Below are 21,259 nucleotides of genomic sequence, written 5' to 3' on the forward strand. Positions count from 1 at the left end.
AGGGGACATTAATGATGTCCCTATTATAAATTTGCATTGAAAGGCGTGATTGTACGATGGAACTATGGTTCACTGAAAAACAAACAAAACATTTTGGGATTACGGCGCGTATTAACCGCACATTACATACGGAGCAAACAGAATTCCAAAAACTTGATATGGTTGAAACAGAAGAGTTCGGAAACATGCTTATTTTAGATGGCATGGTTATGACAACAGAAAAAGATGAGTTCGTTTATCATGAAATGGTAGCGCACGTACCTTTATTTACACATCCAAACCCTGAAAACGTATTAGTTGTTGGTGGCGGTGATGGTGGTGTTATTCGTGAAGTGTTAAAACACCCAAGTGTAAAGAAAGCAACTCTTGTTGAAATCGATGGAAAAGTAATTGAGTACTCTAAACAATACTTACCATCAATTGCAGGCGCATTAGATAATGAGCGTGTAGAAGTAAAAGTAGGAGACGGTTTCCTACATATCGCAGAAAGCGAAAATGAATACGATGTAATTATGGTAGATTCTACTGAGCCAGTAGGACCAGCAGTAAACCTATTTACAAAAGGCTTTTACGCTGGAATTTCAAAAGCGTTAAAAGAAGATGGTATTTTCGTTGCACAAACGGACAACCCTTGGTTCACACCAGAGTTAATTACGACTGTGTTTAAAGATGTAAAAGAAATTTTCCCAATTACTCGTTTATACACAGCTAATATTCCAACATACCCAAGTGGTCTTTGGACGTTCACAATTGGATCTAAAAAACATGATCCATTAGAAGTAAGTGAAGAGCGTTTCCACGAAATCGAAACGAAATACTACACAAAAGAATTACACAACGCAGCATTCGCATTACCGAAATTTGTTGGCGATTTAATTAAGTAAGAAAATCGAGCTTGAACAAATAAAGTGTGAGTAGCTCATTTAAGGTGTTTGTCCAGAAGACTTGAACATGCTAGCTACTTACACTTCTGTAGAGAAAATCGTCTTCTTGTTGTTAAAAAGAAGACCCGGTAAATCGAGAAAGAGGAGCAATTCGCTCCAAATTTGAGAAATAGTGAAAGGTTGGGATACCTTAAGTTCCACATAAGGAGGAAAAGAATATGCGTTTTGATGAAGCTTATTCAGGTAAAGTATTTATTAAAAGTCATCCAAGTTTTGAAGAGTCAAAGGTAGTTATTTATGGGATGCCTATGGATTGGACAGTAAGTTACCGTCCAGGATCTCGTTTTGGCCCTGCACGTATTCGGGAAGTATCAATCGGTCTTGAAGAATATAGTCCGTATTTAGATCGTGAATTAGAAGAGGTAAAATATTTTGATGCGGGTGATATCCCATTACCATTCGGAAACGCACAACGCAGCTTAGACATGATTGAAGAGTATGTATCAAAACTTTTAGATGCCGATAAGTTTCCACTAGGTCTCGGCGGTGAGCACCTAGTGTCTTGGCCAATTTTTAAGGCAATGGCAAAAAAATATCCGGATTTAGCAATCATCCACATGGATGCTCATACTGATTTACGTGAATCGTATGAAGGGGAGCCTTTATCCCACTCTACACCAATTCGTAAAGTGTGTGATTTAATTGGTCCGGAAAACGTATATTCTTTCGGAATTCGTTCTGGAATGAAGGAAGAATTTGAATGGGCGAAAGAAGTAGGTATGAACTTATATAAATTTGACGTATTAGAACCTTTAAAAGAAGTATTACCGAAACTTGCTGGACGCCCAGTCTATGTCACAATCGACATTGATGTATTAGACCCAGCTCACGCTCCAGGAACAGGAACGTTAGAAGCTGGCGGTATCACATCTAAAGAATTATTAGATTCCATCGTAGCAATTGCAAATTCAAATATAAATGTAGTTGGAGCAGACTTAGTAGAAGTAGCCCCAGTCTACGACCATAGTGATCAAACACCAGTCGCAGCAAGCAAATTCGTGCGGGAAATGCTGCTCGGTTGGGTAAAATAAAAGCGGAAGCGGCTCGCTCAGAATGTGAGGGGGATGGAGCTTCAGACGTAGAGGCTCTTTTTGCCTCGAAGGAAGAAGCGAAGCCACCGATCATTCTAGCCGCTGCAGCTAGATAAAATAAGAGCCCTTTATATGATTAGAGGGCTCTTATTTTGTCGTTATGTGTCGGTAAGTCGATATATTTAAAAAATCGCCGATATAATTTCATTGACCGTTATGTAACACAAAAAAAGCTATTCTCAAACGATGGGAATAGCTCTTTTTCTTATGCAACCTTCTCTTCCGAAGTAACTCCACGAATTTCATCAGCAGAGCGGATCGGATATTTACGGAACACAATAGACCCGATGTATCCGACAATAGTGGTAACGATTCCACATAGTACAGCAGCAATCGTTACTTTTATAACGTCATTAAATCCGAATAGGACAAGAAGACCTGGAATTGGTGACGCTGTTCCTGGTGCATTATTAACAAGCTGGAATAGCGATGTAATAATACCGGCAAGTGCACCGCCAACGAAGTTTGTTGCATAAATTGGAATTGGATTTGCTGAAACAACATCTGCTTGTGTTAAAGGCTCGATTGCTACAGCGATTGTGTCTTTCTTTGAGCAAATTTTTAGTCGCTTAAAGAAAATAAAGTTCATCGGGGCTGAGGCTGCTACGGCAAGACTACCAATTGCCATTGGTAAACCTGTTAATCCAAGCATTGCAGTTAGTGCCATAGAACTCAGTGGAGAGGTAGAAATAACTGTTATTAATCCACCAAGCATAATACCCATAATGATAGGACTTTCTGTAGTTGCAACTGATATCATAGAACCGATTTTACCAAGTGTTGCGTTAACGAGCGGATCCATAAGCATTGCCATTCCACGTGAGATTGGTGCAGCGATAAATAGGATTGCTAAAAATTCCACACCAGCCGGTAATTTCTTTTCGAGAAATTTCACGACGAAGGCACAAACGTATCCGGCGAAAAATCCTGGTAAAATACCGAATCCACTAGTAGCGATACCAATTAAAACAGCGTATACGGGGGAAACACCGATTGCTAATGCGACTAAAATCGCTGCTGCGACACCGCTCATACTACCAGAAGCTTCTCCTACTGATTGTAAAAAGTCATTATGAAACATTTCTCCACCTATATAACGGTGAAATGCTTCAATAAGAAAACTTGCGATTGCTGCATTAGCTAAAGCGCCCATCGCCTTCATTCCGTAAGGCGCACGGTAACTGAAAAGTGTAAATAGACAAAGTACAACAAGTAATAGTGCTAAACCTTGCAAGATAGCCATTTGAAAACTGTCTCCTTTGATTTTTGTAATAAAAATTCGTATCATTCAATAATAATATAAAAGTGTATGAAACGGAAAAATTTTTTCTTGGGAACTTGCTGTAAGAAAAAATCCCTTACAATAATGTAAGGAAAGTGTAAGACTTTTAGATAGAGTATAGTATGCTCTTTTCCGTATAATACAAGTATAGATATAATACTAGTGAGAAAGAAGTGCAAACAGGAGGCGCATGTATGAAATTGGTAATTAAAGTTTTAGCTGTATTCGCCATCATTTTAGGGGGAACAGCATATTATTTAAACACAAAAACAGAAGGTGTACATGCTTTTGTAGACAACTTCTTTTCAAATAAAGAAATACAAGATTATTATGCGGTTGTAGATAAAGGTGAGAAAAAAGACGGTGAATATTTGTATACATTTAAAGGGTATACAGAGGACGGAAAGCAACAAATTATTAAAAGAATGGTAAATCGTGAATTGCATGCAGGTGCTTTTATAAAAATTTATGCAAAAGGTATGCAAGGAAAAGGATGGGCTGAAATAACGAAAGAGTCAATCCCGCAAAAAGCGTTGCAAAAAATAGAAAAATCATAAAAGGAGCGAATCGTTCGCTCCTTTTTTAGTGCGTTAAAATAGTGATAGATGTATTTTCTTTGTTAGAAATGATTTTGGCATGTCCACCAATTGGAAAAGTAAAAATTGGAGTTGTATGTCCAAAATTTGCATTTGCAATGATAGGAATATGTGCAAGTTCAGGTTTTGAAGAAATCATTTCTTGAATGTCCGCTATCGTACATTCTGCTTCTTTTTGCATTCTTCCTATTACAATACCTGTTATATGTTCAAAATCAGGTTGCTGCATAAGGGAATGTAGATAGCGATCAAAAGTTTTAAGCGTTGATTTTCCTGTTAAACTGTCTTCTTCAAGGAATAAAATTTTGCCCTTTAAGTTTGGCATATATGGTGTGCCTTGTAGTAAATTAAGTGTGCTCATATTGCCACCGATAATTTCTCCTGTCGCTTCTCCCTCTTGAATTGGAACATACCCTTCATTTTTTATAAATTCTCGATTTTCCTGATCCATATACCAAGAATCATCGCTCCACGTTTCCGCCGGAATGATTTCAATAGGCTCATTAGTGGTTAAGCATTGTAAAAAGTAATCGTTTGTATACTCGAGCCCTTTCTCCATTCCAAATGAAGAGAAGTGGGGACCCGAATATGTAACAAGCCCTGTTTTTGTGTAAATTGCATTATTTAAGGCAGTAATATCAGAATAACCACAGAAAAATTTCGGGTTTTTACGAATTAGATCATAATCGAGATGTTTCAATAAACCATTGGAGTTGTATCCGCCAAGTGTCGTCAAAATAGCTTTTACATTAGGGTCTCCAAATGCTTCATGGAGGTCTTGAATGCGGGAAGAAATAGAAGAGGAAGCAAATTGATCTATCTCATCGGCATATTTTGAGAATGTAACTTGAAAGCCCATGTCAGTTAATCTTTTTATAGCAAGTTTTCTATTTTCATTTGAAACAATACTTAAACTACAGGATGGTGAAATCACGCGTATTTCATCACCCTTTTTTAACTTTGTTGGTATCACTGAATTCACCTCTATAATTAAAAGAATATTTAGATTTAAAAAATATTTTATCACATGAAATAAAGTAGAAGTGAATTATTTTTTGAAATGGAGTTTTCCTGATTTTTCAGCAGACAGACAGCGTCTTTTTTTGATATGATAGGAAAAGTGATTTATTATAAGTAGTATTTAATATCTATAACATTTGAAAGGTGTGCAAGACGTGAAGAAACAACTTGCAGGCTTGCCGGTACACGTTCATTTCGTAACAGAAATCCGTGAAGGGGCGAGGAAGGAAACCGTTGCTTTTGAAGCAAATGGTCAATACTATGTAAAAGGTCAAGGTACATATGTAACATTCCAGGAGCCGAACGAACAAGGCGAAGTGAAAACAATTATTAAAATTCAAGATGAACAAGTTCTCATTATGCGTTCAGGTGCTATTTCTATGCGTCAGACGCATGTGAAAGGTGAATGGACAACGGGTACGTATACGAGTGAACTTGGTACGTTTGCACTGCAAACGAAAACTGATAACGTTCTTTTTAAATGGTCGGATGAAAAGAAAAAAGGACAACTCTTCTTAACGTACGCATTGCTTCTAAGTGAACAAGAAGCTGGCAGATATACAATTACAATTAATTTGAAGGAGGCAAAATAATGAATTCCTTAGAACAGGTAAAAGGATTGATTAAAGAAGAAATTCAAGCTGCTGTATTAAAGGCAGAATTAGCGACAGAAGAACAGATTCCAAACGTTGTATTAGAATCTCCAAAAGATAAAACAAATGGTGACTTCTCTACAAATATGGCAATGCAACTTGCACGCGTTGCGAAAAAAGCACCTCGTATGATTGCAGAAGAACTAGTTGCAAACTTCGATAAAGCAAAAGCTTCTATTGAAAAAATCGAAATCGCTGGTCCTGGTTTTATTAACTTCTATATGGATAATAGCTACTTAACAGATTTAATTCCAACAATCGTAAACGCTGGTGAAGCTTACGGTGAAACGAACACTGGTAAAGGTGAAAAAGTACAAGTTGAGTTCGTATCTGCGAATCCAACAGGTGACCTTCACTTAGGACATGCACGTGGTGCGGCAGTAGGTGACACTTTATGTAACGTATTAGCAAAAGCAGGATACGATGTATCTCGTGAGTACTATATTAATGATGCTGGTAACCAAATTCATAACTTAGCTCTTTCTGTTGAAGCTCGTTACATGCAAGCATTAGGTTTAGAGAAAGAAATGCCAGAAGACGGTTACCATGGTGCGGATATCATTGGAATCGGTAAACGTTTAGCTGAAGAGTTTGGTGATCGTTACGCAAAAGCTGATGAAAAAGAAAGCTATGAATTCTACCGTGAATATGGTTTGAAATATGAGTTAGCAAAACTTCAAAAAGACTTAGAGAGCTTCCGTGTTAAATTTGATGTATGGTTCTCAGAAACATCATTATACAAAAACGGAAAAATCGATGCTGCACTTACTGTATTAAAAGAGCGTGACGAAATCTTTGAAGAAGGCGGAGCAACTTGGTTCCGTTCAATGACTTACGGTGACGACAAAAACCGTGTATTAATTAAAAATGACGGTTCTTACACATACTTAACGCCAGATATCGCTTATCACCGTGATAAATTAGAGCGTGGTTTCGATAAGTTAATCAACATTTGGGGTGCTGACCACCACGGTTACATTCCTCGTATGAAAGCTGCTATTCAAGCGCTAGGTTACGATAAAGAAACACTTGAAGTAGAAATCATCCAAATGGTACAACTGTACCAAAATGGTGAAAAAATGAAAATGAGTAAGCGTACAGGTAAAGCAGTTACACTTCGTGAGCTTATGGAAGAAGTAGGCGTGGACGCAATGAGATACTTCTTCGCGATGCGTAGCGGTGATTCTCATTTAGACTTCGATATGGACTTAGCTGTATCAAAATCTAATGAAAACCCAGTATACTATGCACAATATGCTCATGCTCGTGTATGCAGTATCCTTCGTCAAGGTGAAGAGTTAGGATTAGCTGCAGATGGAGACGTGAATTACAAACTTGTTACTTCTGAGAAAGAAGTAGAGTTACTGAAAAAACTTGGTGAATTCCCAGCTGTAGTTGCGGATGCAGCACAAAAACGTCTGCCACACCGCATTACAAGCTATGCATTTGAATTAGCAGCAGCATTACACAGCTTCTACAATGCAGAAAAAGTATTGAACCAAGATAACTTAGAATTAAGTAAAGCTCGTTACGAGTTAATGAAAGCAGTACGCACTACACTTCAAAATGCATTAGCAATCGTAGGAGTATCTGCACCAGAAAAAATGTAATTAAGAAAAGCGAAAGCGGCTCGTTTAGAATAGGAAGGGGATGGAGCTCCTGACAGAGAGGCGTACTTTGCCTCGGAGGAAGGCGCGAAGCCACCGAGTATTCTAGCAAAGCGGAGCCGATTTTTCGCTTTCAGTAAAAGGCAATCACACGATGTTGTGATTGCCTTTTTGTATGGAGATAATAAAAAAATAAAATTTTATCAAACAAAAGGATAATTTGCGTCGTCTTATATAAATGACAGGAGGCTTATGATGGAAGAAAAGGTAGAAGAATTAATTGATATATATAAGCAGCAAATATATTCCTTATGCTATAAGTTAGCGAAAACGAAAGAAGATGCGGAAGATATTTTTCAAGAGACGTGGATAAAGGTTTTTTCATCAAGGCACCAACTTTCTTATGTGGATAATTATAAAAAGTGGATTACTACAATTTGTGTTCGTACGTTTTATGATTTTTATCGTAAGAAAAAAAGGTGGAAAGATCGAATATTGGATTTGTTTCATAAAGAAGATGGTGGAGAAATAGATTTCGCAGATGAAGTGAATATATCAGAAGAATTTATTCAAAAAGTGGAAGCGGAAATGATACGGGAAGTAATACAGTTATTAAATGAAAAATATAAAACGGTACTCGTACTCTATTACTATGAACAATATTCTTACAAGGAAATGAGTGAAATATTAAATATACCGATTGGTACGGTGAAGTATCGTCTCAATTATGCGAAAAAGAAAATGCGAGAACATTTGGAGGGTTTCGTGCATGAAGGAAGATAAATTTGAACAGAAAATAAAGAGCAGTTTAGCGGGAGAGATGATTCCTAGCGAAGAGCTGATAAATCATACGAAACAGAGCGTGCGAAATGCTCGGAAATTAGAAAAGAGATGGGTTGTTTTCATTCATGCTATTTGGATGATTGTATTAACAGTCATCCTAGAGCAGTTTGTTAGTCATTTGGATCATAAAATATCTGTCATTATAACGATAGTTATTATGATGCACCTATACATTCCTATATACGTTGTCATACAGTCATTTTTAAAGAAGGAGTATAAATTACATGATAGAGTTCGCTAATCCATTTGTAGTATTTGAGATAGCTGGGATTACAATGTTTTTGGCTTTTATAGCACTTTTAGTATGTGTAGCATCATGGGTGTATACAGATGCGAAAACGTGTGGAATAAGTAAGTGGTGGAGTGTTATAGCGATTGTATTGCCATTTTTTATTGGAGTTTTGTTATATATGATACGAAGAAGTAACAAGAAAATAGAAGGCGAACATACGATGAAGGTTATGAAAAAACAAAAGATAAAATTAGTTGTCATATTTGCAAGTGCGATGTTTGTATTACTTAGCGGCTTTGCTTTTGTTCAAACGCTAGATGATATGTGGAGAGCTGGTGATATATATTTAGAAAATGAGAAGCGAGGGGAGACAAGTTACGAGGCAAAATTCTCATCATGGGATATTGCTGGGAAAGGTATTGAACTTGAGTATGCAAAAGATACAGAAGTAACATTTTCTTATGAAACAGATGCAAAACTTGGTAACTTATGCTTTAGCTTATATGAAAGGAAAGGAGAAGGAGAAGGTATAAGAGAGTTAAAAGAAATCTGTGAATCGAAAAAAGGTACTTTTAAAGCTACATTAAAAGCAAATGAAAAGTATGTATTTAATATAAGTGGTTTAATGGTGAAAGATGGTTTTGTAAAAGTGAATTGGGAAGCAAACTAAAGGGCCCTTGAGAAAGGCCCTTTAGTTTATTGGATTGTATAAGTAACAGAAAAACTAACAGGACTATAGTAAACGTAAGGTGCATGAAATTGAACGTACATATTTCCATCTGTTTTTGCAGTGAAAATTCGGCCGTAACCATCAGAATAACGTCCAATAAGGTTATGATTTGAGTCATAAACACTGTAACTAGGAGTTTTGCTGTTAGGTTGAATTGTTAACTCTTGTCCCTTTTGAAGGAAAACAGGTTCTTGTTCAGAACTACCTCCAGTTTGCAAAGAATAAAATTTTGTAAAGCTTTGTTCTTGAGCGGCAGCAGCGACTTTTGTTTCAGGAATAAACGCGGTAGCGCCGGTAATTCCTGCTAAAGTTAACGCACCTGCTAAAATCATTTTTTTCATAATAGAAAAAGCCTCCTTATAAGTTGTAATCGATATTGTTACAGTTGATATTGTATACGATAATGAGTAGGATAAAATATGCTTTTATGCATATATATTTTTTCTCAATAAAAGACCACTGATAAAAATCAGTGGTCTTTTATTGATTAAGCAGCTTTCTGTTCAGTTTGAGTAACAGGTTTTTGAAGCGAGTTATAAACCCCTGTTCCGATAACGTCTAATGCCATTTTCATTCGTTCAGGTGAAATATTTTCTAATACGTTATCTTGAGGTGTATGGTATACCTTCTCAATATGATAGATTAATGGATTCCAACTATCGACACCCATCCAAATAAATAGAGCAGCAGGAATACCAGCTTCAGCAAATGGAACATGATCACTAGAACCGAATTTACCTTGTAGGACGAGGTCATTATTTAGTTGTTTACCTGCTTGCAAGGCAGCATCTGTTACAAAGTTTGTAGAGCCATCAGGTGTCATAGCGTATAAATTCTTTGCTTTATCATAATTTGTTGCAACCATGTCTGCGTTAAAGACACCTAAAATTCGATTGCGTTCTTTTTGGGATAGACTATTAACGTAATAATCGGAGCCAAGTAAGCCAGTCTCTTCAGAACCAAAGGTAATAAACCGAATTTCCTTATCAGTTTCTACATTTTGAAAAGCACGAGCTAGTTCTAATACTAATCCAGTTCCAGAAGCATTATCATTTGCGCCAGGTGCTCCGACAACACTATCATAGTGCGAACTTACAACGACTGCTTTTTCATTACCGGTACTCTTTTTTGGTTTCTTTTTGGCGATAACATTTAGAGATGTTAATTTAGATTCATGTCTCGCTTTTAGGGAAAGAATTGTTGTCCCTTTTTTAGCGATTTCTTCTTTAAATGCATTTCCTTGCGCATAAGCAAGACCAAAGACAGGGATAGATTGCTTTTTCGTTAGGCGGGGATTGAAGGTTTGTCCATAATTTCCGCGTCCGCCAATTAAACTGTATAAAAGAACACCTTTTGCACCTTTGCTAACAGCATTTTCAACTTGTTTATTATAGTCTGTAATTGTCGTTCCTCTTTCAAATAAAACAATTTTACCGTTTACTTCATTTGGAATATCTTCTAATTTTGTCCCACCTTGAACAAAGATAAGGGGAGCTGTAACAGCTTCTGTAGAAATTAGTGAATTAGGAGCAGCACCAGCTTGCCAATTACGTTTTATTGATAGTGGTGATTCAATGAATCCAACGTACTGATCGGGCACCTGAAATGGCTGATATTCTACTTCATAGCCCATCGATTTAAGCTGCATACCAATGTAACGAGAAGCCCATTCTTCGGATTTTGTTCCACCGGGTCGAGGACCAATTGTTTCAGATAAGAAACGAACATGTTCAATTGCGCGGTTTGGATCAATCTGTTTTGTAATAGATGGAGTTTGTGTAACCTCTGACGTGGAATCCGCTTTTGCTTGCCCAATTGGAGCTAAGCTAACAGCGAGTGATACAGCAAGCAAAGAGCTTACTATTTTTTGTTTCAATGATTTTCTCATTTTTTCCTCTCCTATTCTTCTATTCTCTGTGACTGACAAAAGAAGACGGATAATGACTTTATTTTACCTTCGCGTCTTTTATTTTTCAATATTCTGACATTGAGAAATAAAAACAAAATATGCATATTTGCATATTTTTGAGGAAGATATGTATGCTATCATTTTAAACGAAGGTTCGCTTTCTACTCTGAAAGCTCCTACATTGCATGAATCTAGTGTACCCAAACTTTAGATTATGTAGAGAAATGGAACCACTGTAGGGTTTCATTTCTCATGTTTGAATCAGTTGATGGTAATTATGTTTCCGCATTTCATAATTATTATCAGTGATATATGTAAGGCATCCATATGAAAATAAGAGGCTGTTCAAAGGTTTTCCGTACTTTTGGGCAGCCTCACCCCGTTAAAAGGACGATACTTTATGTATCGTCCTTTTTGTATAAAAAAACATCCAATCAATTGAGAGATTGATTGGATGTAAAAACATTATTAATAATGTTTTTTGCGTTTTGTAGCTAAAATACTTAATAATCCAGCTAGTAGAAGGACGATACCTACTGTTTGTGTAGGGTCTTCTTTATGACCTGTATTTGGAAGGTGTTTATCCGTATTTCGATCATCTTGCTGTTTGTTATCTGTTTCATTTGATGTTTCTTCGGAAGTTCCGTTTTTGTGTTTCTCAGATGTTTCATTGCCTTTGTTTTCTTCTTTATTTGGAGGAGTAACTGGCTTGTCATCTCCACCTGACGAAGATTCAATCTTTTTATTTGAAACTGTAATTTGTAGTGGTGTAGCTTGGGCTTTATCAATTGTAAAGTTTATTGGTGATGCATCTAATTGATAGCCTTTAGGAGCCTGTGTTTCTACTAATTGATAATTACCAGGTTTCAAATCATTTACGATTACTTTTCCGTGTTGGTCTGTTTTTAAACCTTCTCGGATGATTTTTCCATCTTGGTCTAAAATATTGAAAATGGCACCTTCAAGTGTTCCATGGTGATCAATATCAACTTTAGTTAACTCAATTGAACCTGTTGTTAAACTATTTAAAGCTGTAACAGAGGTAATCTGAGATTGTCCTTTCGTAATTGTGAAAGGAATTGGTTTAATGTTTAAATCATAGCCAGTTGGAGCTTTCGTTTCAATGAACTGATAATCTCCTGGACGTAAATCAGAAACAGAAATCTTCCCATCTTTATCAGTAGTTAAATCAGAATGAACATCTTTACCGTTCATATCTACAATTTTAAAGATAGCCCCTGCAAGAGTAGTACCATCGATGTCATCAACTTTAGTTAATTCAACTGCGCCTTTAGTTAAGCTGTTAGTAGCAGTAACAGAAGCTTTAGCAGTTTGACTCTTTTCAATAGTAAACTTGATAGGATTTTGATTTAAGTCATAATGCTTAGGAGCTTTCGTTTCAATGAACTGATAATCTCCCGGACGTAAATCAGAAACAGAAATCTTCCCATCTTTATCGGTAGTTAAATCAGAACGAACATCCTTGCCGTCCATATCTACAATTTTAAAGATTGCTCCTTCAAGAGTAGTACCATCGATGTCATCAACTTTAGTTAATTCAACTGCGCCTTTAGTTAAGCTATTCGTAGCAGTAACAGAGGCGATTTTTTCTTGGCCTTTTTTAACTGTGAACTTAATAGGTGTTTTGTTTAAGTCATAGTGTTCAGGAGCTTTTGTTTCGATAAACTCATAGTCTCCTGGCGGTAATTCATCCACAACTAAACGGCCGTTTTTATCAGTAGTTAAATCGGTACGAACATCGTGTCCATCCTTATTGACAATTTTAAATACTGCACCTTCAAGTGTTGTGTTTTGCTTGGCATCATCAACTTTAATTAACTCAACACTACCTTTCGTTAAGCTATTAATAGCTGTAACGAAGACATGCTTTGTTTGACTTCTTTCGATTGTGAACTTAATTGGTTCTTCATTTAAGTTGTAATGTTTAGGAGCTTTTGTTTCAATAAATTGATAGTCTCCTGGTTGTAAGTCTTTAGCGATGATTTTTCCGTCTTTATTGGTAACTAAATTCGTACGAATGTCGTTACCGTTCAGATCAGTAATTTTAAATACCGCACCTTCTAGCATTTCTTTCTTATCTATAGAGTCAACTTTCGTTAATTCCACGCCACCTTTTGTTAGGCCATTCTTAGCAGTAACAGAAGCGTGAGTTAGTTGACTTCTTTCGATAGTGAAGCTAATAGGTGTTTTATTTAAATCGTAATGCTTAGGAGCTTTCGTTTCAATGAATTGATAGTCTCCTGGGCGTAAGTTCGTAGCAGTAATCTTACCATCTTTATCAGTAGTTAAATCAGTGCGAACAATTTTACCTTTCGCATCGATGATGTTAAACACTGCATCAGAAAGTTTTGTATCTGGATTTATATCATCCACTTTTACTAATTCTACAGCACCCTCAGTTAAGCTATTTGTAGCAGTAACTTGGAGCTTTTCTTTTTGGCTTTTCTTAATTGTAAACTTAATAGGTGTACTATCTAATTTATAGTGTTCAGGAGCTTTCGTTTCAACAAACTGATAGTCCCCAGGACGTAAATCAGAAACAGAAATTTTTCCATGTACATCTGTTGTAAGCTCAGTACGAATCTCGTTACCATTCAGATCAGTAATTTTAAATACCGCATCTTTAAGAGCAGTACCATCTACATCATCCACTTTAGAAAGTTCCACAGCGCCTTTCGTTAAGCTATTTGTAGCTGTAACGGAGATAGGATCAGCTTGGCTCTTTGTAATTGTGAATGGAATTGGCTCTTTGTTTAAATCGTAGTGTTTCGGAGCCGTTGTCTCGATGAATTGATAATCACCAGGACGTAGGTCAGAAACGCTAATTTTACCTTGTTGATTCGTAACAAGATTTTTGCGAATTACAGTACCATTCATATCCACAATTTTAAATACTGCGCCTTCAAGAGTAGTGCCATCGACGTCATCCACTTTAGAAAGTTCCACGCCGCCTTTTGTTAAACTATTTTTCATAGTAACGGTAGCAATATCTTTTTGGCTTTTTTCAATTGTAAATATAATTGGTTTTTTGTCTAAATCATAGTGTTCAGGAGCCGTTATTTCAACGAATTGATACGTACCAGGACGTAAGTTTTCGATAACGATTTTACCTTCACTGTTTGTTTTTAAATCTGTTTTAAGTACTTTGCCATCTTGATCCAGTAAATTAAATACCGCATCAGCAAGTTTTGTTTGAGTGTTTAAATCATCAACTTTAAGTAATTCGATACTACCTTGTTTTAAGCTATTTGTAGCAGTTAAAGAAATAGCTTTCTTCTGTCCTTTTTCAACAGTGAATTTGATTGGTGTTTCATCTAAAACGTAATGCTTAGGAGCTTTCGTTTCGATAAATTGGTAATCACCAGGACGTAGGTCATTAATTTCGATTATTCCTTGTTCATTTGTAACAAGGTCTTTATGAACTACATCACCGTTCATATTAACAATTTTAAATACTGCATCTTTAAGAACAGTGCCATCAACATCGTCTACTTTAGAAAGTTTAACTGCACCCTTTGTTAAAGCATTTGTAGCAGTGATATGAAGAGTTTCAGTTTGGCTCTTTTTAATTGTAAATACGATAGGTTTTTTATCTAAATCGTAATGTTCAGGAGCAATTGTTTCAACGAATTGATACGTACCAGGACGTAGGTTTTCAACAACAATTTTACCTTCATCATTTGTTTTTAGGCCTTCTTTAACTAGCTCTCCGTCTGCATCTAATAAATTAAATACGGCGTTAGCAAGTTTTGTAGTTATATCAATATCGTCAATCTTTGTTAGTTCAACGCTACCGTTTTTCAAAGCATTTTTGCCTGTAACATTGATCTCTTTCGTTTGACTTCTTTCAATTGTAAATGGAATCGTTGTTTCATCTAATACATAGTGCTCAGGAGCTTTTGTTTCAATGAACTGATAGTCTCCAGGGCGTAAATCAGAAACAGAAATTTTACCGTGTTTATCTGTAACAAGATTCGTATGAACTTCCTTACCATTCATATCAACAATCTTAAAGATTGCACCTTCGAGCATCGTACGATCGATGTCATCAATTTTTGTTAATGTTACTGCACCTTTCTTTAAACTGTTAGTAGCAGTAACAGTAATATTCTCTTTTTGACTTTTTTCGATAGTGAACGGAATAGGGTCTTTGCTTAAGGTATAGTCTTTTGGAGCTTTTACTTCAATAAATTGATAGTCTCCAGGACGTAAATCAGAAGCAGAAATTTTACCGTTTTTATCAGTTGTTAAACCTTTGCGAATTACCTTTTTAGTATCATGAGCGTCAACGATTATAAATTCTGCACCTTCAAGAGTAGTGCAATCAACATCATCAACTTTTGTTAAAGTGACGCCACCTGTAAGTAAACTATTTTTTACAGTAACAGGGATAGGAAGATCTTCCTTACTACCTTTTTTAATTGTGAACTTAATAGGTGTTTTGTCTAATTTATAATGTTCAGGGGCTTTTGTTTCGATAAATTGATAATCCCCTGGTGCTAAATCAGGAATAACTAATACTCCGTAATCATCTGTTGTTAAATCTTTCATAATTTCTTTGCCAGTTGCATCTTGCAATGTGAATACAGCGCCGGCAAGAGCTTTACTACTTTCCACATCATCTTCTTTAATAAGTTTAACTTTTCCTTTCGTTAAACTATTTTTAAATGTAAGTGGAAGGAGTTTTTGTTGTCCTTTTTCGATTGTAAATTCAATTGGTTCTACATTTACATCGTAATAAGTTGGAGCCTTTGTTTCGATAAGCTTATAGTTACCAGGACGTAAGTCATCTACAACTAGCATTCCTTTACTATTCGTAACAAGGTCCGTACGAACATCTTCATTAGTATCTCTATTAACGATTTTAAATACTGCACCTTCAAGTGTTTCCTTTTCATCTGCAGCATTCACTTTTGTTAACTCAATACCGCCTTTTGTTAAGCTGTTTTTAGCGGTAACAGTAGCCTGAGTTGTTTGACTTTCTGTAATCGTAAATTTAATTGGTTTTGTATTTTTGTCGTAATACTTCGGTGCTGTTACTTCGATAAATTTATAATCGCCAGGGCGTAAGCCAGTAGCGATAGCTTTACCATCCGCACCAGTTTTTACATTTTCGCGAATAACTTTCTTTTCATCATTTGCATCAACAATTTTAAATACAGCGCCTTCAAGAGCTGTACCATCGATATCATCAACTTTTGTTAATTCAACATCTCCTGGTTTTAAAGCATTTTCAGCTTTCACAAGTAGAGTTTCTTTCTGACTTCTATCGATTGTAAATTCAATAGGTTCTGCTCGTAAAACGTAATGTTCAGGAGCAGCTATTTCAATAAATTTATACGTACCAGGACGTAGGTTACTAACTTTAACTTTACCGTGTTTATCAGTAGTTAAGTTAGTGTGAGGGGAAACGTCATTATTATTTGTATCGACAAGTTTGAATACTGCACCTTCTAGTGGTTTTTTCTCACCAAACTCATCAACTTTTAATAATTCAACCTCGCCCGTTTTTAAGCTATTATTTGCCGTAACAGTAGCAAGAGCTTGTTGGCTTTTATCAATTGTAAACTCGATAGGGTTTGTACTTAATGTATAATCCTTAGGAGCTTCTGTTTCGATAAATTTATAAGCACCAGGCTCTAAATCTTTAACGGTAACTTTTCCATCTGAACCTGTTTTTATATTTTCACGAATTACTTGTTTCTCGTCATTCGCATCGACAATTTTAAATACAGCACCTTCAAGGGCAGTGCCATCGACATCATCGACTTTCGTTAAAGTGACACCACCTTTAATGAGGTGATTTGTCGCTTTAACAGTAAGTGCTTTCTGTTGGCTCTTTTCAATTGTAAATTTAAGTGGTTTTTTATCTATTTCATAATGTTCAGGAGCTTTCTCTTCAACAAATTGGTACTCTCCAGGAAGTAAATTTTTCGCTTCGATTTGTCCGTTACCATTTGTCGTTAATTTGGTATAACCAGGAATTCTTTTGTTATTTCGGTCCCGTACACTAAATACTGCACCTTCTAAAGTATTACCCTCTTTATCAACTTTTGTTAGGATAACTGAGCCTCTAATCAAGTTGTTTTGGGCCTCTTTATTAATTACTGTTGTTTGATCTTCCTCGATTGTAAATTCAATAAGTCGATCATCTAATTGATAATGTTCAGGAGCCTTTATTTCTTTTAAGTAGTAAGTTCCTGGTTTTAAATTATCTACAGTAATTTGTCCTTTATCATTTGTTATTAATTCTTTATGTTCAGGAATGACATTATGGTTTTGATCAAGCAGAGAGAAAACTGCATTTTTAAGCTTTTCTTTGTTATGAGCATCAGTCTTTGTAAGTACTACTTTTCCAACAAATTTCTCGTTTTTAAGAGTATATGTTGTAGTTTCTTCTGCACCAAGCTTAACAAGTTTACCTGCTTTTAATTCTTTACTAATGACATAGCCATCGAGAGTTTTCATTTCTCTAAGCAGATATTCATCGCGTTTTAAGTTGTTAAACTGAGCGATACCATTGTCGTCTGTTGTAATTGTTCGAATAGCAGTTGTACCTGTGCGATCGAATAAAGTAAATACTACGCCAGATAAAATTTTATTTGGATCTGCATTATCTACTTTTTTAATTTGAAGGTTTCCGCGTCCCTTAGTAGCAGAACCGCCTCCAGATCCAGAAGATACTTTAACTACTATTTCTTCAATTTTTTCAGTTTCTGTTAATTTTAAACTATTACCAGTAATCTTCGCTTTATTGCTTACCTTTTCATTATTGTCTGCATTAATGAGTGAACGGTATTCTAAAATATAAGCTCGATCAATAGTATGAAGAAATTCAATTGTAAATTGTTGTTTCCCCGTATTGTTGTCTGTTGTTATTTTGAGTTTATAGTCTTTTCCTTCTTTTAATTCGTTTGTTGTATCTTTCGTTAAAGTGCCATCCACGGCTACTGTTGTCCCATATAGGTGGAATGACTTTTCATCGAGAATTTGATTGTCTGTCGGATCGTCTGTTACGACAGCATTTTCAATCGTTGATTGACTTGCATTAATAGAAACGCTCCAATCAATGTACTTGTCATTTTGTTTTGCTTTTTTCGTAACGCCGCTACCACCATTTTTGATCTCGAATGCACCATGAATATTGGCGATAGTTTCCGATCCATCTTTTAATTTGGCGTAATTATCATAGCGCTTATTAATTTCTTCACCTGCAAGTGAAGTTTTAAAGCTGATATGGTACGCTGTTTTAATTTCATTTTTAAAATGAATCGTTAATGTATTTTTATTATCTTTCGTTGCATTTTCTACCGTATATTCGTCAGGGGAAACAAGTGCCCCTAATTTATAACCGTCTGCACCACCAGTTAATTCCATATGATGAATCTCAATGGAGTCTGGTATAAGTTTTTGATTGTTTTCTAGTACGTCAACGATAGAAGGGTCTTTAATAGTCCTGTTATTATAGTTAAACCCTATGTCCCATTTGATTTCTTTCGTTTGGGCATTGTAAGAACCGTATTTAAATCCGTTTCCTTTTGTATAGCCGTCAGGATTGAATCTATCATGAGATTTACTATTTTTATCGTTCCCATTTATATCTTTCCATGATAACTCAGCTGTATTTTTGAATGATTTATTATCATCCTTTTTAGATAGAGTCTCGTAATTAAAGTCTGTTGTGTACGTGATGGTTAAAGTTTTATCCATATTAGACTTATAACTACCAGCTAGTGTTACTTTGAATCCGTCAGCTGTTACATCAAGTGTGTAATCAGAGTCTAATTTCAGTTCAGTTGATCCATCAGTAATTTTGAAACTATCTTTTTGTAATGTAAGTCCACTATAGTCAAACGTATCAGTGATAACAGCATCATTTAACACGTAATTGTTATCATTTACAATAATTGTCCATTTCGTTGTTTTCTTATTGTAATCTGTATCGTTTGCATTTTTATTATGTTTCTTTATGATGTTTTGTTGTTGTAATGTAACTTTGTTTGTTTTACTCCATTTTCCATCTGCAATAATTGTATTTTCGATTTCGCCATCTTGTATAACATCATTCTTGGCTTTCGATGTATAAGTAATCACATAGGCACTATTAATATCTTCATTAAATTGTAAATCAAATCCCTCATCGGTTTCTTTTACAGTAAAGTTTGTGGCGTTGTCACCTGTAACAAGTTTTCCGTTATTATCATAAGAAGCATTTTTAACCACGATAGAACTTGCATCAACTTTATGAGATTTGTCCAAGATGTCTTTTAAAAGCGCATCAGATTGTTTAATATCTCTTTGGTCACCGTTGAAAGTAATTGTCCATTCAATTGTTTGTGTTTTTGGATTATATTTACTAGTTTTCTCTAGATGTGTACCGCGTGAAACAGTTACAGTTGCATTTGCGGATACATCTCCTTGATTCTTGCTGGATACTTTTGCTTCATTTTTGAAACTAGTAACACTTTCGTCAGTAATTTTTGTCGCATATTCAATTTGATATGCTTTTTTCGTTTCATTTTTAAAAGCGATATTTAATTTATCGGAGGATGAAGTGAGTGTATATTCTTCTTTACTAACTTCGGCTCCACGAGTCGTTTTCCCGTTAATATCTACTTCTAACTCATAAACCTTAATAGAATCTTCATTGAGACTGGCTCCATTTGGAATATTGTCTTGGAAGACAGCGTTTGTAAGAATGTCTTTTGTTTTGTTCATTTCGACTGTCCAATTGATTTGATTCGTATTAATCGGTCTATCAGGTATACCTTTTTTATTCATAGATTTCTTTACATTAGGTTTGAAATCAAGCTCGATAATAACGTCTTGTTCTTTAATTGGGAAAGGAATTTTTTGTTCCGTAGTCCCTTTAATTTTTGTTTTATTGAATTCCGTACCAACTTTTAAATGACCATCTATATTAGGATTGTCTTCAACGTACTCGTTAAAAGTCATAGTTACTTTTCCGTTTAAGTCAACAACGAACGTCCCAATTTCATGTCCTGTTCCATCAACTAAAGGCTGTGTAATGGTGTTGTGGACGATAAAATATTCCGGAAGTTGGAAAATATAGTAATCTCCCTTTTTTACTTTTAATGATTCTAAAACTTCCCATGTAAAATCGATATTGGCAGCAGAATCAGGATTTGGACGATTATCTGTATCATTAAATGGTTTTCCGTCTTTATCTGTTAATTTTACGCTTGTTAAAATATTTTCTTTAATTTGCTTAGGTGATGGGTCTGGATTTTCAACAGGTTGCCCTGTTGTGTTATCACCAGGGTTCTCAGTAGGTTGCTGTGTCCCGCCATCTTTTGGCTGTTCCGTAGGCTGCTGAGGATTCCCGTCTTTCGGCTGTTCCGCAGGTTGCTGAGTGTTCCCGTCTTTTGGTTGTTCCGCAGGTTTCTGCTGTGTCTCACCATCTTTTGACTGTTTCGCAGGCTGCTGAGGATTCCCGTCTTTTGGTTGTTCCGCAGGTTTCTGCTGTGTTTCACCATCTTTTGGCTGTTCAGTAGGTTGCTGTGCGTCACCGTTCTTTTGCTCTTCGGTAGTCTGCTTAGCATCATCACTATTAATAGTAGGTGAAGTAGGGTTATCTACTTGAACAGGAACTGAGATAGTCTTAGCTACTGTACCTAGAGGGAAAGTGAGTGGGACGGCTTTTATGCCAGGTTTTAAATCTGGATTGAATACAGTGTCAAATTTAATTTTTCCCTTAACACCTTTTGAATCTTTTACTGAATCGTTAAAGACTATTTTCATTTTGTTATCGTTTGCCGTAACAAAATATTGACCAATAATTTGTTGATCTGCCATCAAGTTTCCTTGTTGGTCATTTTTTACTTTTAATGCGTTAGGTATTTGAAGAACTGTTGCATCTTTTTCTTGTGCAATTTGATGATCTTTTATTGACCAAGCATATTCTAGGTGAATGATTGATCCTGCATTTATTAAGTTTTTAGGATTTAATGCTTCGTCAATAATATGATTCGTTGCATCTTTCATTTCAACAGTGTCAAATAAGGAATCTCCTGTTAAGGTTTCCGCTTTTACTTGATTGTATGGAAAACTAGCAAGTTGCGAAAATAGTACGAATACAATTAAACATACATTGAAAAGTTTTTTCATTTTTCCTCCTCTGAACATTCATTTGTCCATTGGGGACTTATTCCACATGAACAAATGGAATATAAAAAGTATTTTTTATAAGCTATTTACTTTTTGCTATCCCTCCGTTTCTATACGCGTTCTCAGACAAGTAGGATTATGTTCAAAGTAATATTATTTAACGTAAAACAAAATGTATATTTACACAGTTCTGTGGAAATATA

13 protein-coding genes are annotated in these 21,259 nt (G+C 35.7%); 8 read left to right on the plus strand and 5 right to left on the minus strand.

The genetic code is table 11. From position 1 onward, the window contains the following. The first annotated feature begins 56 nt into the window (after positions 1-56). Positions 57-884, plus strand: a complete 828-nt coding sequence (gene speE, locus MRP26_RS12515) for a polyamine aminopropyltransferase (protein ID WP_000424696.1) — start codon at positions 57-59, stop codon at positions 882-884. A 218-nt stretch (positions 885-1,102) separates the two neighbouring features. Next, a complete protein-coding gene (gene speB / locus MRP26_RS12520) occupies positions 1,103-1,975 on the plus strand; it encodes an agmatinase (protein ID WP_001209831.1) in 873 nt (290 codons plus the stop codon). Between the two features lie 265 nt (positions 1,976-2,240). On the opposite strand, the gene MRP26_RS12525 is transcribed toward speB, so the two are convergent. After that, on the minus strand, positions 2,241-3,278 hold the full coding sequence (locus MRP26_RS12525) for a PTS sugar transporter subunit IIC (protein WP_000996313.1): 1,038 nt from the start codon (positions 3,276-3,278) through the stop codon (positions 2,241-2,243). A gap of 233 nt (positions 3,279-3,511) precedes the next feature. On the opposite strand from MRP26_RS12525, the gene MRP26_RS12530 reads away from it, so the two are divergent. Continuing rightward, positions 3,512-3,874, plus strand: coding sequence for a YxeA family protein (locus MRP26_RS12530; RefSeq protein WP_000779932.1), 363 nt, complete (start codon positions 3,512-3,514; stop codon positions 3,872-3,874). A 25-nt stretch (positions 3,875-3,899) separates the two neighbouring features. Here MRP26_RS12530 and MRP26_RS12535 read toward each other — a convergent pair whose 3' ends face one another. Then, positions 3,900-4,886 carry a S66 family peptidase gene (locus tag MRP26_RS12535; RefSeq protein ID WP_053563292.1) on the minus strand — a complete coding sequence of 329 codons (987 nt, stop codon included), beginning with the start codon at positions 4,884-4,886 and terminating at the stop codon, positions 3,900-3,902. Positions 4,887-5,088: 202 nt separating this feature from the next. On the opposite strand from MRP26_RS12535, the gene MRP26_RS12540 reads away from it, so the two are divergent. The 5 genes from MRP26_RS12540 (at position 5,089) to MRP26_RS12560 (ending at position 8,938) form a co-directional block, all read left to right on the plus strand. Beyond that, positions 5,089-5,526 (plus strand): YwiB family protein, encoded by a 438-nt coding sequence (locus MRP26_RS12540; protein WP_000744343.1) that lies wholly within the window; start codon positions 5,089-5,091, stop codon positions 5,524-5,526. Further along, on the plus strand, positions 5,526-7,196 hold the full coding sequence (argS, locus tag MRP26_RS12545; protein WP_053563293.1) for an arginine--tRNA ligase: 1,671 nt from the start codon (positions 5,526-5,528) through the stop codon (positions 7,194-7,196). Before MRP26_RS12540 ends, argS begins: the two co-directional genes overlap by 1 nt. Positions 7,197-7,448: 252 nt before the next feature. After that, the gene (locus MRP26_RS12550; RefSeq protein WP_000391649.1) at positions 7,449-7,976 is read left to right on the plus strand and encodes an RNA polymerase sigma factor; all 528 of its coding nucleotides are present in this window, start codon (positions 7,449-7,451) and stop codon (positions 7,974-7,976) included. Further along, entirely contained in the window at positions 7,963-8,277 is a 315-nt protein-coding gene (locus MRP26_RS12555; protein ID WP_053563294.1) for a hypothetical protein, read from the plus strand. Before MRP26_RS12550 ends, MRP26_RS12555 begins: the two co-directional genes overlap by 14 nt. Beyond that, positions 8,261-8,938 carry an anti-sigma factor gene (locus MRP26_RS12560; RefSeq protein ID WP_095689949.1) on the plus strand — a complete coding sequence of 226 codons (678 nt, stop codon included), beginning with the start codon at positions 8,261-8,263 and terminating at the stop codon, positions 8,936-8,938. The genes MRP26_RS12555 and MRP26_RS12560 overlap by 17 nt, the downstream gene beginning before the upstream one ends. Before the next feature lie 26 nt (positions 8,939-8,964). Here the strand turns inward: MRP26_RS12560 and MRP26_RS12565 are convergent, their stop codons facing one another. From MRP26_RS12565 to MRP26_RS12575, 3 genes are all read right to left on the minus strand, one after another. After that, positions 8,965-9,339: a hypothetical protein gene (locus MRP26_RS12565; protein WP_000738223.1), complete on the minus strand. Its 375-nt coding sequence runs from the start codon at positions 9,337-9,339 to the stop codon at positions 8,965-8,967. 146 nt (positions 9,340-9,485) lie between these two features. Continuing rightward, positions 9,486-10,886, minus strand: coding sequence for a M28 family metallopeptidase (locus MRP26_RS12570; protein WP_053563296.1), 1,401 nt, complete (start codon positions 10,884-10,886; stop codon positions 9,486-9,488). 489 nt (positions 10,887-11,375) lie between these two features. Continuing rightward, a complete protein-coding gene (locus MRP26_RS12575; protein WP_242806176.1) occupies positions 11,376-21,056 on the minus strand; it encodes a SpaA isopeptide-forming pilin-related protein in 9,681 nt (3,226 codons plus the stop codon). Positions 21,057-21,259 lie beyond the last annotated feature (203 nt).

It is taken from the genome of Bacillus sp. CCB-MMP212, from assembly GCF_022748145.1.
In the GTDB taxonomy this organism is placed as follows: Bacteria; Bacillota; Bacilli; order Bacillales; family Bacillaceae_G; genus Bacillus_A; species Bacillus_A cereus.

What these genes read in the sequence shown, in the direction of transcription:
- speE (WP_000424696.1), top strand. Translation starts at nt 57, where the DNA reads ATGGAACTATGGTTCACTGAAAAACAAACAAAACATTTTGGGATTACG.
- speB (WP_001209831.1), top strand. Translation starts at nt 1,103, where the DNA reads ATGCGTTTTGATGAAGCTTATTCAGGTAAAGTATTTATTAAAAGTCAT.
- MRP26_RS12525 (WP_000996313.1), bottom strand. Translation starts at nt 3,278, where the DNA reads ATGGCTATCTTGCAAGGTTTAGCACTATTACTTGTTGTACTTTGTCTA.
- MRP26_RS12530 (WP_000779932.1), top strand. Translation starts at nt 3,512, where the DNA reads ATGAAATTGGTAATTAAAGTTTTAGCTGTATTCGCCATCATTTTAGGG.
- argS (WP_053563293.1), top strand. Translation starts at nt 5,526, where the DNA reads ATGAATTCCTTAGAACAGGTAAAAGGATTGATTAAAGAAGAAATTCAA.
- MRP26_RS12550 (WP_000391649.1), top strand. Translation starts at nt 7,449, where the DNA reads ATGGAAGAAAAGGTAGAAGAATTAATTGATATATATAAGCAGCAAATA.
- MRP26_RS12555 (WP_053563294.1), top strand. Translation starts at nt 7,963, where the DNA reads ATGAAGGAAGATAAATTTGAACAGAAAATAAAGAGCAGTTTAGCGGGA.
- MRP26_RS12560 (WP_095689949.1), top strand. Translation starts at nt 8,261, where the DNA reads ATGATAGAGTTCGCTAATCCATTTGTAGTATTTGAGATAGCTGGGATT.
- MRP26_RS12565 (WP_000738223.1), bottom strand. Translation starts at nt 9,339, where the DNA reads ATGAAAAAAATGATTTTAGCAGGTGCGTTAACTTTAGCAGGAATTACC.
- MRP26_RS12570 (WP_053563296.1), bottom strand. Translation starts at nt 10,886, where the DNA reads ATGAGAAAATCATTGAAACAAAAAATAGTAAGCTCTTTGCTTGCTGTA.
- MRP26_RS12575 (WP_242806176.1), bottom strand. Translation starts at nt 21,056, where the DNA reads ATGAAAAAACTTTTCAATGTATGTTTAATTGTATTCGTACTATTTTCG.